General features: G+C 44.5%; 14 protein-coding genes. 10 read left to right on the plus strand and 4 right to left on the minus strand.

Features of this window, described 5'->3' with window-relative positions:
* The first annotated feature begins 1 nt into the window (after position 1).
* From E0496_RS26465 to E0496_RS26490, 6 genes are all read left to right on the plus strand, one after another.
* A complete protein-coding gene (locus tag E0496_RS26465; RefSeq protein ID WP_141504755.1) occupies positions 2-1,081 on the plus strand; it encodes an alpha/beta hydrolase family protein in 1,080 nt (359 codons plus the stop codon).
* A gap of 192 nt (positions 1,082-1,273) precedes the next feature.
* Entirely contained in the window at positions 1,274-3,886 is a 2,613-nt protein-coding gene (locus E0496_RS26470) for a cohesin domain-containing protein (RefSeq protein WP_141504757.1), read from the plus strand.
* A 45-nt stretch (positions 3,887-3,931) separates the two neighbouring features.
* Complete coding sequence (locus tag E0496_RS26475) at positions 3,932-6,166, plus strand: alpha-L-rhamnosidase (RefSeq protein ID WP_141504759.1); 2,235 nt, start codon at positions 3,932-3,934, stop codon at positions 6,164-6,166.
* A gap of 175 nt (positions 6,167-6,341) precedes the next feature.
* Positions 6,342-6,509 (plus strand): hypothetical protein, encoded by a 168-nt coding sequence (locus tag E0496_RS26480; protein WP_206669875.1) that lies wholly within the window; start codon positions 6,342-6,344, stop codon positions 6,507-6,509.
* Positions 6,510-6,939: 430 nt separating this feature from the next.
* Positions 6,940-7,509, plus strand: coding sequence for an SF0329 family protein (locus E0496_RS26485; RefSeq protein WP_141504763.1), 570 nt, complete (start codon positions 6,940-6,942; stop codon positions 7,507-7,509).
* 116 nt (positions 7,510-7,625) lie between these two features.
* Positions 7,626-8,537, plus strand: a complete 912-nt coding sequence (locus E0496_RS26490; RefSeq protein WP_206669876.1) for an alpha/beta hydrolase — start codon at positions 7,626-7,628, stop codon at positions 8,535-8,537.
* Positions 8,538-8,543: 6 nt separating this feature from the next.
* Here E0496_RS26490 and E0496_RS26495 read toward each other — a convergent pair whose 3' ends face one another.
* Both E0496_RS26495 and E0496_RS26500 read right to left on the minus strand, forming a co-directional pair.
* Complete coding sequence (locus E0496_RS26495) at positions 8,544-9,158, minus strand: carbohydrate-binding family 9-like protein (protein WP_141504767.1); 615 nt, start codon at positions 9,156-9,158, stop codon at positions 8,544-8,546.
* Positions 9,159-9,507: 349 nt separating this feature from the next.
* Complete coding sequence (locus E0496_RS26500) at positions 9,508-9,852, minus strand: ribosomal protein L7/L12 (protein ID WP_141504769.1); 345 nt, start codon at positions 9,850-9,852, stop codon at positions 9,508-9,510.
* A 145-nt stretch (positions 9,853-9,997) separates the two neighbouring features.
* Here E0496_RS26500 and E0496_RS26505 point away from each other — a divergent pair, with 145 nt between their 5' ends.
* Positions 9,998-11,965, plus strand: coding sequence for an AraC family transcriptional regulator (locus E0496_RS26505; RefSeq protein WP_141504771.1), 1,968 nt, complete (start codon positions 9,998-10,000; stop codon positions 11,963-11,965).
* Position 11,966: 1 nt separating this feature from the next.
* On the plus strand, positions 11,967-12,743 hold the full coding sequence (locus E0496_RS26510; protein WP_141504773.1) for an IucA/IucC family C-terminal-domain containing protein: 777 nt from the start codon (positions 11,967-11,969) through the stop codon (positions 12,741-12,743).
* A gap of 152 nt (positions 12,744-12,895) precedes the next feature.
* Here the strand turns inward: E0496_RS26510 and E0496_RS26515 are convergent, their stop codons facing one another.
* Positions 12,896-13,678: an SDR family NAD(P)-dependent oxidoreductase gene (locus tag E0496_RS26515; RefSeq protein ID WP_141504774.1), complete on the minus strand. Its 783-nt coding sequence runs from the start codon at positions 13,676-13,678 to the stop codon at positions 12,896-12,898.
* A gap of 143 nt (positions 13,679-13,821) precedes the next feature.
* Between E0496_RS26515 and E0496_RS26520 the strand changes: the two genes are divergently transcribed.
* Together E0496_RS26520 and E0496_RS26525 are read left to right on the plus strand one after the other, a co-directional pair.
* Positions 13,822-14,724, plus strand: a complete 903-nt coding sequence (locus tag E0496_RS26520; protein ID WP_141504776.1) for a LysR family transcriptional regulator — start codon at positions 13,822-13,824, stop codon at positions 14,722-14,724.
* Between the two features lie 94 nt (positions 14,725-14,818).
* Positions 14,819-16,267: an aminotransferase class I/II-fold pyridoxal phosphate-dependent enzyme gene (locus E0496_RS26525; RefSeq protein ID WP_141505046.1), complete on the plus strand. Its 1,449-nt coding sequence runs from the start codon at positions 14,819-14,821 to the stop codon at positions 16,265-16,267.
* 195 nt (positions 16,268-16,462) lie between these two features.
* Here E0496_RS26525 and E0496_RS26530 read toward each other — a convergent pair whose 3' ends face one another.
* A complete protein-coding gene (locus E0496_RS26530) occupies positions 16,463-17,152 on the minus strand; it encodes a Crp/Fnr family transcriptional regulator (RefSeq protein WP_141504777.1) in 690 nt (229 codons plus the stop codon).
* Positions 17,153-17,221 lie beyond the last annotated feature (69 nt).

The following is a 17,221-nucleotide window of genomic DNA, read 5'->3' on the forward strand; positions in this document are numbered from 1 at the left end:
GATGAACAAGCCAAAGGATAACTTGTACACCGAGGCGCCGTCTGTCGGCAATCGTTACCGCGAGAAGCAAAAAAGAGAATTTGATGAGTTGATTATGAGTAGGCGTCAAGCTGCAGAGGAGAAGAGATTGTCTTTCTTCCGGCTGGATACGACGAGTGTTCCCGCATTTGAGAAGGATGCTTCTCAAATGCGGGAGGCGGTCAGAAGCATGCTTGGATGGCCGCTGGATATGGATGGCGAGACCGGATCATGCTCTGTTTCCGCATCGCCACCCGCAGCCAATGTTAGTTATATCTCTGAGGATGCGCTTGGTAGGATATACAGGGTAGAAGTAGAGGCTGGATTTGGCTTAACGACCTATGGGATTTTGTTCATTCCGAAGAAGGCGGGGCCGCATCCGCTTGTTATTTCTCAACATGGGGGCTGGGGAACGCCGGAGTTATGCTCAGGGTTCTATGGAGACTCCAATTATAACGATATGACACGAAGAGTATTGAAACGCGGCATTGCAGTATTTGCTCCTCAATTATTGCTTTGGAACCCGGACGCTTACGGTCCTGAATATCATCGACACCAATATGATAAGCAATTAAAGCATGTTGGAAGCTCTATGGCTGCTGTTGAAATTTATAAAATACAAAGGGCCATCGATTATCTGATTTCAAGGCCAGACGTCGATCATTCCAAAGTGGGAATGATCGGTTTGTCGTACGGCGGATTTTATACGATGTTTACAGCCGCACTCGATACTAGAATAAAAGCGGCATATTCCTCTTGCTTTATTAATAACCGCTTTGTAGCCGATTGGCCGGACTTTACTTGGTTTAACGCGGGCAATCGGTTTTTGGATGCGGAAATCTGTGCGCTTATCGCCCCTCGTTATCTGCATTTAGAAGTAGGGAAACGAGACGAAACGTTCCTTTACGAGCATGCCCAGCCAGAAATCGATAAAGTAGCGAGCCTTTATAAGCAATTAAACCTAAGTGATCGATTTTCTGCCAAGGCCTTTGACGGCGGACACGAGCTGGACCCATCAGATGAAGGGATTGATTTTTTCTGCCAATCACTCTTTGCCATTTAAGATAGCAACAGATGTCAATAAAAGCAAAATTAGCAAATAGTATCGAATAAACAGACGATTTATAATCTTCTTGTAACCGCTTACCAGTGCAGGTTTTGAAGGAAAATAGAGGAGGGATTTGAGGGGGAAGCGTTGTAAACGCAGTGCCGAAACGTAAGTTGAATACAAATTTGTAGGATGAGGTGAAAAGTAATGTTAAGAAAAACAATGCTTGGATTGCTCGTGTCTATAATGATGATTGGAATATTATTCAATTCCTCAGTGTATGCCAACCCCAATCCGACGCCTACGGTGTCGGGAGAATTTCCGATCGGTATTTTCGTTGAGCCTCCCCCGCCAGATGTCACCGATGCTTCTTTTGCAGATATCCGCGCGATGAATGCCAATTTTATCGTAGCTAGCAACTTAAATACGACACCTGCCACAACGGATTGGGCTTTGGAGAAGGCCGCGGCAAACGATTTGAAATATTTGGTTACCGATACAGGAATCCGTTGGTACCGATCAGAATGGGTATCCCAAAGCAATGATGACGGTGGCGAAGTGTTTATTAGCAATACTCATTCCATAGGGCAATCCTTTACAACGCCTGCACAAGACGAAATGGCCATCTGGAAGCTTTCATTTAAGAAAAGCGGAGTGTGGCCGGCAGGAACTACAGCTACGGTCAGTATTTATAACGGCCCTGATAAAACAACGCTGATTGGCAGCTCAACGCTTACAGGACCGATCGTGACGAATTACCCTGAGTTTGTCATCAATGGCGCAACGGTCACCTCAAACACAAGCTACTATTTGGAGTTAACTACAAACAGTACGTCAAATCTAGGCCCCTTCTTAACGAGTGATACGGATACGTATGCCGGAGGACAAGCCTATTCGAATGGTTCCCCGCTAACCAACGATCTATATTTCCAAATGACGCTGCCTAGAGCAGGCGGAGGAAATTGGAGCGCTTTCTCGCCTACAAACGATTTAAGCGACGAATATATTGAGACTTTTGTGAATCATTACAAATCCAATCCTGCTTTGCTTGGCTATAACTTGGTGGATGAACCGTTTGGCGATGTGTTTCCTAAGCTAAAGTCGGTGTCGGATAAAATAAAGGCTATCGATCCGGATCATATGGTGTATACGAATTTGTACGGAATATGTGAGGATTGCCAGCATTACTTTAGCGGTACGAATGATCCAGTAAACGGCGGTTACGAAAATTATGTTAACGGCTGGTTAGCAACCGATCCCGACATGATTTCGTTTGACTCGTACCCTTATTTATCCACAGGGTTTGATGAGAAACCTTATTATCAATCGCTGGAATATTTCCGCAAGCAGTCCTTGCTAAAAGGCACCGATCTTTGGGCTTATATTCAAGCCATGTCTTATGACTACTTTAATATGGTAGAACCAAGCGAGAGTCAATTAAGATTTCAGGTTTATTCAACATTGGCCTACGGGGCTAAAGGATATGTCTATTTTACGTACCATACACCGGATGGCATGGATAATGGGTTGATTTTACCGGATGGCACGAAAAATAATACGTATGAGTATGCAAAAAATGTGAATGGAGAAGTACTGAATCTTGGATCAGCTCTTCTGTCGCTTACCTCCAAAGATGTGTATCACACGGGTGGTGTACCGCCTTTTGCGACAGCGCTGCCTTCGACTTATTTCTGGCAGCCATCGACTGCTGAGCCCGTGATGCCAATGATTTTATCACGCTTTGAGAATGAGGACGGAAGAGAATTCGTTATGATCGTTAACAAAGATCTGGAAAATGCTTATACGCAGTCCTTTTCGTTAAGCACGCTTCCGGATTCGGTCAAAGAAGTGTCCAAGACGACCGGTTTGGAAGTGGCAACGACATATCATGCTGGAACAGGAGCGCTATCTGCTAGCTTTGCGCCGGGAGAGGGAAGACTTTACGCACTGGATGCTGCGGAAAGTGAACTGGTAGCGAATGACCTTACCGTTGCAGCTGTGACTAATACGGCAATCAACGGGATATTAGCCGGAAGGGGTCAGGCAGGGGATACACTGACTTACAGTATTGTGACGAATGGTACCAAAGGAGCTGCAGCAGTCACAAACGCAGCGACGGGTGCTTTCACCTATACCCCAAATCAAGGGGCAAGCGGAACGGATACGTTTACGTTCAAAATAAATAATGGGGCAAAGGATTCTAATATTGCAACGGTAACCGTCCATATTGCGTCCACGCTTCAGACGACGTTAACAGGAGGAGGGTCGGCCCAGCCAGGCAAGAAATTTACTGTCAAGTTCGGTCTCAGCGGCGCTGCTGAAAGCATCTATGCGCAGGATATCAAGCTGTCTTATGATTCTTCGGTTATGGAGTTTGTTTCTGCAAAGTCCATAAAGACGGGAGTCAGTCTTCTGCGAACGGTTAAATCACCAACGGGGCAGCTTCATTTCGTTATCGGTAGCGAGGGGGCTGGGAATGCAGTAACAGGAGATTCGGATATTGTTGAAATGACTTTCAAAGCCAAAAACATAACCCAAACAGCGTCGGGTACGATATCGATTACGAGTGCTGTACTTGGGGATGCTCAGGGTAACGAAAGCCAAGCTGCTGCCTCATCTATTAGCGTGTTTATAGCTAATGAAGGCGACTTGAATTTGGATGGAGTAGTTTCCGTCGGTGACTTGGCCATCATGTCCTATCATTTTGGAAAAAATGTTAACAGTTCAGACTGGGATCAAGCCAGAAGGGCAGATCTCAATCATGATGGGGTAGTCGATTTGCAGGATATGTTGGCCCTCTCTAAGAAAATAGCGGAGTAATTCAATTGAAAAGCCTAGACAAGGTAGTACGAGGAGTAGAAGCATATGGAGTGGACATCGGAATGGATCTGGCGCTCGCAGCGCGTTAGAAAGAATGATTTTTCATATTTTCGCAAAGAGTTTAATGGAAATGGGAATTGGGATTCCGCTCGTCTATACGTATCCGGGCATCATTATGTTCAGGTCTATTTGAACGGGGAGAAGCTCGGCGGTTATGGTACCCCTGCACCTACGGATCCGTGGAAGAAGAAGTTTTTTACGGAATATGAAGTCAGTAATCAATTAGTCGTGGGTACGAATTGTATAACAGCTGATGCGCATTATTTGGGAGGCGAGGGACAAAATGTTGTCAATGGCTTGCCGGGATTTCGATTGGAGCTGCATCTATCAAGCATAAACGGAAAGACAATGGTCATAAAGTCCGATACAAGCTGGGACACATTGGTCGAAATGCCGCATCGTATAGGAGCGCCCTACCAACAAAACCGAAGGATTTCGGCTATAGAAGACTATGATGCTAGAGTCTGGGACGAGACGTGGCGTTACGCAAACGGGAACCACAGCATGAAAACAGCCAAGGCAAAAAAGGCAAAAATCAGTCGTGATGATTGGCCAATGGTTCTGCAGACCATTCCTGAGGGGACCATTGAAGAGGAGATTGCGTTAACGAAGCTGGACCTCCATGGGGGAATGGAGGAGCAGGGGGAGTTTCCTCAAGTATTTGATGTCGGAAGAATCGTTTCTGGTTGGCCTAAGCTTAAGTTAAAAGGGATAGAAGGCATGACTTTACGCCTCCGGTATTCTGAGAATCTGGACGCTGGGGGCAGAGTGGATCATAACGTCACGAACGAGAAATCGGAGCACTATTACGACCAATATACGATGAGAGGCGATAAGGTAGAGACATGGCAGCCTAATTTCTCTTACAAGGCATTCCGATACGTTGAAGTAACCGGTTATCCTATATCAATCGAGTCGGCAAATGAGCTTACCGTCTGCTTGGCCCATACAGCTATTGAATATGCAGGAAGCTTTCGTTGTTCCGATGAGCATTTGAATGAGCTTTACGATGCTTGCATCCGAACGCAGAAAAATAATACGCTCGGGCAAACGGTCGATTGTCCTCACCGGGAACAAGCGCAATATATCGCAGACACGGATTTGCAGGCGGAAACCTTGCTCTACAACTTCAACGCACTCTCTATACTAGAAAAGACGCTTAGTGATTTCGCCGATTCACAGCTGCCAGACGGCACTTTCCCTTTCAATGCTCCATCTACTTACGAGCATCCGGATTTTAATATTCAAATTCCAGAATGGGATCTGCACTATGCGACGCTGCTTTGGAAGTTATACGCTGCTTCGGGAGACCTCTCACTGCTCAAAACCTACTACAAACCGCTGTGCCGGATGGTTGATTACTTCATAAGCAAGCTTGATCAGGCAACAGGTCTCGTTCCGCTGGATAAAGGCTGGCATATAAGCGATTGGCCATATCCTTCTGTGGAACATGAAGGGGACTTTCTTGCCGTACAGCAGATCAAGCTGCTGCAAGCGATCAGAATTGCTGGGAATATTGCGGATTTATTAGGCGAGCGTGAGGAACATAAAAAATATGTAGAACAGGCCCAGACGTTAAACGAAAATATGTATAAGCATCTGTTCCATAGCGAACGGGGCGCATTTAGGGACAGCACAAATTCGAACAACACTCATCAAGGAGTTACTGCCATTGCCCTGTATGCGGATGCGCTTCGTGAAGAAGACCGTGAGAGAGCCATTGCTTATGTGGCAGAAAAACAATGGGAGTGCCGTACCGTGCTGTCGCTGCCACTGCTGCAGATGCTGTTTGAGAATAACCGTGAGAAAGAAGCCTTCGCTTTATTGGACCGCAGGGAATACCCGGGCTGGGGCTACATGATTGAGCAGGGTGCAAAGACGATGTGGGAAGGCTGGGAAGATATCGAGAGCCATTCCCATGCCTGGAACGGATATCCAGCAAGGTTATTACAGCAATATGTAGTAGGTATTCACGCTGATGCGCCAGGTTTTAAGAAAGCTGTCATACGTCCCTTTTTTCCTGATACGCTATCCTTTGCAGAGGCGACAGTCTGGACAGTTCAGGGTCATTTGTTCGCTAGATGGGAAAAAAGCAATGATGGCACTATTCGCTTTAAGACAACGATTCCTGCTGGGATAGACGCACGACTGGAGGTCCGCCTCCAAGGACGCGATATTCTTATGAAGCTGGAGTCTGGGGAACTTGATTTCGTCTTGTAAATGCGTATCCGAAGGCTAGCCAACTAACAAATCTGCTTCCAAGAGTTGCTGCCAAGCTTCAAGCCGGCGAAGAAGTGGTCTATGTTGTCTAAGGCGATAGTATTAGTGCGGGGCGGCAAGAGTGGAGAGCGATGTCCTTCCCTTTCAGCCGGATCTTGTGTCATTTGGATATGGGATGAACGATCAGAACCTGTATGAACACGGGGTTGGCGTAACGCCTGAGGACTTTGGGTACAATCTTCGCCATATAATTGAAGCAATCAGATCGAATGGTGATACCGATATCTTGCTGGTTACGCCTTGCGAGCCTAATCCGCTCTGGCGCATACCAGTGGTGCCATAGACAGGTATTCGGATGTGATCCATCAGCTAAGCAAACAATATCACCTTACCGTGGCCGACGTTCAATTGGTATGGAAACAGGAGCTAGCAGCGGGTAAAACGCCGGAAAGCCTGCTTTTAAACAATATTAATCATCCCAATGATTATGGGCATTTTATTTATTTTACGGCGTTTGCAAAGATGTTCAATTAACAATGGTAACTGCTAGTGATGACTTTAGAAGTTAATCTATTTGATAACATGTAGGCTATTAACCTCTTCCCATAGCGGCAGAGGTTTTTATTATGTGAACATAAGCTTGGATATTTAAGGGGGAGGAAGAAACGCAAGCTTGCTTTTATTTAGTATGAACGATGTGTTCGTTATTGTATGATAGATAATAGAATGACTGCCACAATAGACATATTATTATTTAGCATATAGGAGGATACATGTCCTGGAGTAAATTAAAGCAAAATCTGGAGAGCTTTCTTTGCCCTGCGTTATACGGAAGGGTCGAATACCGTTCAACCAGTTACCGTTACTTACCTGATAAATCAGGTCTTTGTTATATTGCAGTAGATAAAAAGAACGTATTCAATATGAGTGATGCAACGACTTCAATCCGATGGTATCAGACGGAGCTGGAAATAAAAAATGATTCAAACATCCAAATTCCTATCCAGCAGGAAGAAATAGAAGCGGTTAGAAAAGATACCAAGGGGGTCGTTCCGGAGGATCGTCTAATCGTTATAGCAAGAAGCAGAAAAATAGCTGAATATGCAAAAGAGCTTTTTTCAGCACAGTCAGCATTAAGTAAATCAAATTTTATTGTGGTAGCCAATCATTTTTTATCCGCTCCTATAGAGCAAAGCCTAGAGAGTAGGGATATCTTATTGAATATACTAGCTTTGGTGGACAGAAGAGTTGGCAAAAAGCGAATTTTAAGCATGGCCGAGAAGATGAAGCTAAAGCATGCAATGGTGCAGTATTTTTATGAATTACGGCGCAGCACGCTATAAGTATTGTAATATGATACAAATAAAGGAAAACGCTGTTGTTTGGGGAATATAATTAATTTATAAATAGACAAACAGCAGAGTTGGAGTGATCGGAATTGAATGGAAAAAAAAGTTTTATGCTTCTGATGATAGCTATCGCATTGCTCGCAGGCTGCAGCACCAAGCAAGCAGAGAGAACAGAGATTGCGGCAGATAGCGAATTGAGTGAAGCAGCCGCCGCTGCAGCATCGACATCATCGATCACGCAATATTTGGTCGTGGACAGCACAGCCCTAGGCAAGCAAATGAAGATTAACGTCTATGTGCCAAAAGGCTACAGCAAGGAGCGGCAATTCCCCGTACTTTATGCGCTGCATGGCAAAAACGGCAACGAAAACACTTTTTTCTCGAATGGTCTTAATGTTAACAAGCGAGCGGACAAGCTTATCCAATCAGGTGAAATTGAGCCGCTGATCATCGTAGCTCCTGAGTATGACAACAGCTATGGCATCAATTCATCATCCGTATTGGCTGAGAAAAACGAATATCGGCTGGGGATGTACGAGGATTATTTGATTAAGGATTTAATCCCCATCATCGACGCTAATTACAGTACCATTGCCGGCAGCGAAGGCCGCTATATCGGCGGTATATCGATGGGCGGTTATGCTGCATTTCACCTGGCATTTACCTATCCAGATTTATTCAGCAAAGTCGGTGGGCATAGCGCAGCCGGTGGGCATAGCGCAGCCGTATGGAAGGACACACCGGACTATTTGTCTTGGCTGTACGAAGGCGGACAAGCTCAGAGCGAAGTCGATCCGGTTATGCTTGCCGCCTCAACAGATCTTAGCGGTTTGAGCATTTATCTGGACCATGAGGATAAGGAACATCAGCATATCGCCGACGGGAATATTGCCTTGCTCGAGCAGTTGGATAAGGTAAAGGCCACGTATGAAAACCATATCAGCAGCGGGGGACATAATAACAAATATTGGTCATCTCAAATGGACAATTATCTTCGGTTTTATGCTGGGACGGAGTCTTGACGAGCTTTAGCTTAAAATGAGCCAGCCGAAATCCTCGCTGCGGTGAAAGTCGGGCTCACTCGAGTTTACCTTGGACCAGCTTCCGTAGTGAGGAAAGGCTGTCTCGTCACCGCATTTGTAGAAATTGCCGCGCAACTTTGATCCGGAGACAGGTGAGAAGCCGGGAAATAAGGTGGAAAGCCAATCCATTGGAATACTCAGCTCGGCGGACCAGAATACTTTTCCATTTGTTTCGTCAATTCGATTAATCTCGGTTCGGATATGCAGCGGCGGATGATCCTCCGGTTCAATATAGAGGCGGTCAAGACGGTCTTTGCCAAGTCCGACGAGTAATGTACCGGCAGCATTCATTTCCAGATTGAGGTAACGTGCGTCTCGATCCGGCGTGGGTTGAATAAAAAATTCTACGCAGCTGTCTCGGTATACCGGTTCATTCTGACGTGTGTAGCGAATGAGCGGATTTTCCTCGTAAACATGAAAGCTTAGCTGAAACTCTTCCTTCGTATAAGACAGAAAAATGTTGACCTCTGGGAACTGCGGAGCCTGCGTCCATTGATAGTGTTGAATCGAAATAGCGTCGGTTATGCTCCCAAAGCCGACAAGCGCTTTTTGATAGGTCACTTTAAATCACTCCTATTAAATATGGTTGATATAACCAGAACGAAGATGTTGATAAAAGCTTATCATAGAAGCGATTCACTGCCTATGCGCAAGTTTTAGATTTAATATGCAGAATTGATACTTTTGCCGTTATTTCTGATATAACCTAAACAGGCTTCCTTCGTTTCCAAACGAGGAGAGGCTTGTTTTTGGTCGTTGCCAAGCTGATCGATCTAAAATATTTTGTTAAGCAACATCGTCTATAACGGCGATAACACCAATCCTTCGCGTATATTAGGCTATGATGAGGAAAGGCGAGTCAAAGACATATATTTTTTTTAGGAAGCTCGCTTTTTGCAATAGCGGCGGTTCAATAGTCGCTCCGCTCTAAGTGATCTACATAATCTTTGGCTTCTTTGAGGCCCGAACCGCTCGCTTCCCTGAACTCCTTGATGGCTTGAATCCTTTTGCCGGATGCAATAAGCATACGTAATCTGTCGTCAATGTTTGCTTGAGGGCTGACACGGCCCATATCCGGTGAAGAGGGAGGGGATTGTTGAAGTGGGTTCGAAAATCCAGATTTATCCCGCTGATGGTTCGGTGACTTTAGATCGAATTTTATTTCATTGAGCTGCCTCTGCAGGCGGAACACTTTCAGCAGCAGCAAGAGAGACAGGACGAGTGCGCTGAGTGCAATGATTTCTACGGTTTCCATTTGAAATCGCCTCTTTCCATAGGATAATTCATTATAGCATAAGACATATTTGGACTTGATTATGAAAATATTTTTTGATAATGAGAATGATTATTACTATAATGAGAGAATTGGAAGCTGTAAATGGTTAGGGAAGGTGGACGTAATGACATTACTAGAACAACTGCCACTATGGAATCATGCGGCTATTAGGGTGCTTGATGTTCGGCGGTCTACTTTGCAATCAAGAGAAAGTGTACACGGTTTCCTTTTACCAGCGAGTGCCTTCTTAGTAGCTGTTACTGGAAACGCGAAGATTCTCATCGATGGAGTCGAGCATATCGCAGATTGCTGTTATGTATGCCATGCCGGAAAAGGCGCAACGCTAGACATTATTCAGGTGGCTGAAAAATTCGATTATTATTTTATTTTTTATAAAGCGGTTCTTATGCTGCCCAGCCGCAAAGAATTGTTAAACGCGTATAGAGACCATAATCCCTTTCAAATGCAATATGGTTTTGCTCCGGCCTACCCGCTGGGGATCTTATCAAGAGTAGAGCAGATGCATACCTATTGGCTGCTTGATGCCGAGTTGGAGAGATTTCGTGTGAGGGCGATGTTTCATCAGTTAGTGTATGACCTCCTGCAGCAGCTTCATGCCCATGAGGGAACGGGAACGACTGCTGTTCAGCCGGATTATGTAAGCCAAACGATTCGCTATATGGAGGAGCGTTATGCAGACCCGATTAGTCTACAGGATTTGGCTAATGCCCTTCATTGCAATGAGAGAAAGCTGCAGCGACTATTCAAGGCGAAGCTGCGTATCGGACCGATGGAGTATTTAATTCAAGTTCGCATGAATCATGCTCAGGAAATGCTATTGAATACGAATCTACCACTGAAGGTAATCGCTGAATCGGTAGGATATGGGGATAGTTACTATTTTAGCCGAGCTTTCAAGAAGCATTGCGGAGTTTCGCCGCTTCATTTCAGGCAGAATCGTCGGATAAGTGCATCCTATATGTCGCGTTATTCCATTGGCTCGCGTCCTATTCTCTCCTATAATGATGATTGTGATAATCATTATCAACAACCATACGGGGGAGTAATTGGAATGAATAGGAGTAAGAGATCGGTTTTGGCGGTTAGTTTAATGTTGAGTTTAATATTATTATTGAGTGCATGCACGACGGGTAACGGTACGGGGAACAACGCCGGAGGAGCAAGTCCAACAGGATCACAATCCAATGTCGCCGCATCGAACAATAATACAGCGCAACCTGCGCAACAAGCCTATCCAGTCGTTATTAAACATATGAAGGGAGAATTAACGCTGGAGCAGCACCCTTCGAAAATAGCAGTGCTCGATACCAAATTTGTAGATCAATTGGTCACCCTAAATGAGCAGCCAGCGGGCAGCGTAAAGGCTGCGGCAGATAAGTCGGATTTTCCAGCGTATTTAACCGATAAGCTAACGGATGTTAAATTGCTGGGTACGAGGGATGAACCCAACTTGGAAGCCATCGCTGCGATGGAGCCGGACTTAATCATTTGTACAGAGTTTCAAGAAAAAGTATATGAAAGCTTGTCGAAGATTGCGCCAACCATCATGCTTGACTTTAATGAAGATTGGCGTGATACGTTAGTTACTTTTGGCAAAATTGTTGGAAATGCAGAAGAAGCAACGAACGTATTGGAAGCCTATAACGAGAAAACAAGCAAGTTGAAAGAAGAATTAAAGGCTAAGCTCGGAGATCAGACCGTTGCATTAATACGTCCACGCGATGAGGGCGTTCGCATCCATACTGCGGGCCATCGCACAGGTGCGATTTTATACAATGACCTAGGTTTGTCTGCGCCTCAACAAGTCATAGATGAGAAGGATACCGCTTATCAGGTTCCGCTAGAAGCTCTGCCAGAAGTAGGAGCGGATCATTACTTCCTCGTACAAGACGACATGTTTAAGGAAATCGTTGAGGAATTTCAGCAGACAGAGACTTGGAAAAGTATCGAAGCCGTGAAGAACAATCAAGTGTATGATGTGGATTCGAATGTATGGATTGCCTATTATGGCCCCATCGCCATCAATATGATCGTTGACAGAGTTGCAGAAATTTTCATTGGAACTCCATAATATGGTAGAGCTGCTTACAAAGCCGGAGTGGGAGGAGTTAGGGGATAGATTCAACTTCACTCCCGAAGGGATGGTCCAGCCTACCACCAGCTTCATTTTTTCAACAGACTTGCTGGATCGGGAGAAATGCGAGAGCTACCTGGATCGGTTTGCGAGTGAAATCGGTTCGCCATCGAGACGAGTAACAGCGTCGATGCTGGCGAAACGCTATGCCTTTTTAACGGTTACGCCTGTCTTATACGCGATGACGGCATACAATAAAGGGTTGCAGTTAACGCTGGAGAATTGTCGATTAGCTGCACCTCACGAAGATGTGAGTAATTCTAAATTTCCCAATCTGAGCTTTGAGGAATTGAGCGTTACGGAACCGGCAGCGGGGAAACGGATAGAGTGGCGGAACCAGGTTGTGAGCCAACTATTTGAATCTCATCTGTCCCAAGTGTTTCGCTCCTTATCCATTGCTGGACGAGTGCCTATGGCGATCTTATGGGAAAATGCGCTTGTCCGTATTATTCCGATATATGAAGAAGGTTTGGAAGAAGAACAGGACCCTTCCGTAATGCTGCGATTTCAAGACGACTTTCAGTTTATTTCGCAGACGGCGCCAGCAAGCCTATTCGGGGAACGTCGTAACCCCTTTGAGAAGTTTATGAGAGCAGTGAACGCAGGTGCTGCCGACAAGACGGTGGCCTATACTCGCCAAACGTGCTGCTTTTACTACGAGATGTCCCCGGAATACTGCAGAGCCTGTCCGAAACCACTCGACTGCCGCCCCTAATAGGGGAGGTGAAACCGTAATTACACTTAGCCTGATGCAAAGGGCTTAGGATTCCGTTTGTAAACGAAAATAACCTGCAGACTAGACCGTTACAACGGACATGTCTGCAGGTTTTTTTTATAGACCGTACCTTTGTTTTCTGTTACTCAGTCTTAAAACCAACGGCTTAAATCCGGATAACCACTCGTTGCCCAGCCTCCATCAACAATTAGGCTTGCCCCGTTCACATATCCTGCATCTTCGCTTGCCAAGAAGAGCGCGGGACCAGTCATTTCTTCCGGCTTCGCAGCACGCTTCATAGGTATGCGTTCCATATAAGCAGCTTTAATATCCTCTTGCTTAAGCAAATCTGCTGTCAATGGCGTCTCGATCAGACCCGGAAGAATTGCATTCACGCGAATGCCGCTGCGAGCCAGTTCCAGTGCACCGTTTTTTGTCAGCATGTCCACGCCTGCTTTGGCGGAAGCATAAGCGGAGCCTGCATACATCGGAACTAGTGCGTTAAGCGAGGCAACGTTCACAATCGATCCTCCGCCTTGCTTAGCCATTTGCAGTGCTTGATGCTTCATGCATAGAAATACGCCTTTCATACATAGGTCAACTGTAAAATCCCAATCCGACTCGGATAGCTCGGTAATCACACCTGCTTTCGATGCTCCTGCCACATTAAACGCAAGATGCAATCCGCCAAAGCGTTCAACTGCCGCACTTACGAGATTAGCCGCATCCGCTTCCACTGTCACATTGGCTTTAACGCCGTAAAAACGTTCGCCAAGCTGAGCTTGGATCGCCTGAAGGCGATCTATATTGAGATCCGCCGCTACAACGGAAGCTCCTTCTTGAACAAGCCGTTCGGCAATTGCGTAACCGATACCGGAAGCTCCGCCTGTAACGATGGCAACCTTGTTAGCGAATCGATTGTTTATAATAGTCATTGTTGCACTCCTTTTTGATAATATCCGCTTATTTGTTAGGGGATTGAGCTGTTTTGTAACCAGTATACTTTAGCCTTTTGATCATGTATATTTAATTAAAATGTATGTTTGTTAAAATAAATTAAACAAAGAGGTTAACGGATATGAACCTTGAACAAATGGCTTATGTTCTGGAAGTAGCGAAGACGGCTTCGATAACAACAGCGTCTGCTTCTTTATGCGTAACGCAGTCTACGATTAGCCAAGCGATAACAAGGCTGGAGAAGGAGCTTGGCATCAAGTTGTTCGAAAGATCCCGCAATGGTGCGTATCCATTGGAGCAGGCCAAGGCGATTTTTGATAAATTCAAATCGGTACTCGATACCGTTCAAATGATCAAAGAAGATGCGGAATACATTGGTGAATCGATTAGCGGGGAGCTGCGTCTCTCGGCCATCCCCGGCGGTATACCTGCCATCATAAAGGCTGTAGCCAGTATGAAAAATATCCACGCGGATCTGAATTTCGAGCTTTCCGAGAAGCCTTCTTCTTTAATTATTAAGGATATTCGTGATAAACAGGCTGATCTTGGCTTAATTGCCCTTTATCAAGAAGAGATTGACGAGCAGCTTCAAGGACTCCGCTTTTATCCAATTGACGAAGGCTTCATGCGCATCTGTGTGAATAGTAGCAGCGCTTTGGCAGCGAACAAAACGATAGCATTACAGGATTTGAAAGAGCAAACCTTTGTTTTATTTAACGATGAGCTCATTGATCAGTTCATTCTCGCTCTTTCTAACGAAATTGGCGATGTTAACATATTATTTCGAACGAACAATTCAGAAGTGATCAACGCTGCTTTACAGCAATTAAATGCCGTTACCGTCGGACATGAATATTCCTTTGCCCACCATACCAACTTTCAACGGAACGATTATTTTGCAAAAGAACTGGATATGCCGCAGCGCTTGATCTCGATTGGATGGGTGCTGCAAGAGAGCAAGGCCTCGAGCACGACGATCAGAAGGTTCTTGGACCGCTTTCAGTATGTTTCATTGTCGAAATAGCTATTGACATAGCTTTGAATTTTTTCTATATTTCTCTTATTTGCTATTTTTTAATAGGGATATAGAATGAAGAGGAGGCGCTAGATTGAAAGAAATGAATCAGAAGAGCACACCATTATTTGATGCTCTTAAAAGATATGTTGATGATAAGGTCGTACCATTTCATGTACCTGGACATAAACAGGGTCGAGGATTAAAGGAATTAAGTGATTATATAGGAGAACGTGCTCTGCAAATGGACGTTAACGGTATGGAAGACTTGGACTTTGCCAATAATCCGACGGGCGTCATTCTTGAGGCAGAAGAGCTAATGGCTGATGCATTTGCGGCGCAACATGCATTTTTTCTAGTGAATGGGACCTCAGCAGGCGTACAGGCTATGATTATGAGTGCTTGCGAGCCAGGTGATAAAATTATTATCCCGAGAAACGCTCATAAATCTACTATTGGTGGAATTATTTTAAGTGGGGCCATGCCTGTTTATATACAGCCTGAAATTAACGATCAATTGGGCATAGCTATGGGGATTACAGAAGAAAATCTCAAGAAAACAATCAAAGAAAATCCTCATGCCAAGGCTGTTTTTGTCATAAACCCTACGTATTATGGAGCTGTATCGGATCTAAAAGCCATCGTAAAGCTAGCTCACAGCCATAATATGGCTGTCCTTGTAGATGAAGCTCATGGTGCGCATATGTCTTTCCATCATGAACTTCCAGTAACGGCTATGGAGGCAGGCGCAGATATGAGCGCGGCAAGCATGCACAAAACGGCAGGCTCGTTGACACAAAGCTCTGTGCTGCTGCTAAATAGTGACATGATTTCAGTGGATAGGGTTAAGCAGGTGCTGAGCCTTACCTATACAACCAGTGCTTCCTATCTATTGCTTTGTTCACTTGATATCGCCAGAAAGCAATTAGCCATTAACGGTAACGCCTTGCTTGAAGAAGCGCTATCTATTTCTAGATGGGCAAGAGAAGAGATAAACCAAATTGATGGTTTATATGCTTTTGGTAATGACTTGAATGGAATGCCGGGCTGCTATGCTTTTGATGAAACGAAATTAAGTGTAAATGTGGCAGGACTGGGATATACGGGATATCAGATAGAAACGATTTTGCGAAAGCAATATAATATTCAAATTGAGCTTGCGGATATGCATAATATTATGGCGCTAGTTAGTTTAGGTGATAGAAAACAAGACCTTGAAACATTAGTTTTTGCATTTAAAGACATAGCTGAAAAAACAGAGAAGGTTAACCTATCTAAAACGATTGCCATCCCAGCGAGCGCTCAAATGATTGTATCTCCTAGAAGCGCATTTTATAGTCCAAAAAAAGCGGTACTGTTGGAGAATTCCATCGGAGAGATAGCTGGCGTGATGGTCATGGCTTACCCTCCAGGTATACCGGTGATATGCATGGGTGAACGTGTCACAAAGGAAATTGTGGAATATATCCAGGTCCTAAAAGAACAAAAATGCGAACTTCAAGGAACAGCAGATCCCTACGTTCATTACCTTAGAGTTTTGGGCTCGGAATAGATAAGAAAGGCGGCCAACAAATTCGTTGGCTGCCTTTAAACTTTATGAATCGAAACTCTTTTAGCTTGTATGTTTTCATAATGGCAATGCATCCGATGGAATTACGGGATTCTTTAGAAGCGTTTGTAGGAACGATTTTGATTAATATAGCTCTAGCAATTTTTATTCAAGGAAGATAGCTTGATCGAACAGTGTCTACTCGTATCGTAACCCATTTGACAAGTCGTCTAAACGTTTCCAGTCTACAACAAAGATGCTTTTATGCGCCTTGCCCAGTATTTTTATATCGCATAGGCTTTTGATTACCCGATTCAGGTGACGTGGTGTTGTTCCAAGCAAAGATGATATCTCAGAAATTTGTGAAGTCTGTATTTCTTTTCCGAACTGGTTTTCGAGCCTTATTGTTAATAAATAACTCGCAAGTCTTTCTTCAACAGAAGCTAATAAGTTAATTCTTGAAGCAGTCGTACAGGTTTGCAGCTTATATGACAAATGCTTTAAAAGTTCATTTAGGAAAATATGTTTGTGCATGAGCCTATTTTCAACTATGTGTTTATTTATAAATAGAAAACTAGAGGGTTGAATAGCCTCTACTTGTGATTGAATAACGACGTTTTGTATCAGCTCGATATCCCCGAAAACTGACAAAGGATAGCAAAAACGTAATAGTAATGATTTTCCAGTACCGACACTAGTAGAAACCTTTGTAAGCCCGCCTACTTGGAAATAAAGGCCCTGTAGTTCATTTCCTTCCACAAGTACCAGTTCGCCTGCTGAATAGGTATGAAGCTGAATAGGGAGAGAGTCTGACTCAGTGAGTTTTTCATTAAGATCAAATTCTGTGATGTAGTGTTTTATCTTATCTTTATCTAAAATGATTTCCATAGGAAACTCCTTCAATTGGACATTTGTCCTTTCCATTATACAAGATGCTGATATGATTTTAAGAAAAGA

The sequence above is a fragment of the Paenibacillus luteus genome, assembly GCF_006542765.1.
Lineage (GTDB): Bacteria > Bacillota > Bacilli > Paenibacillales > Paenibacillaceae > Pristimantibacillus > Pristimantibacillus luteus.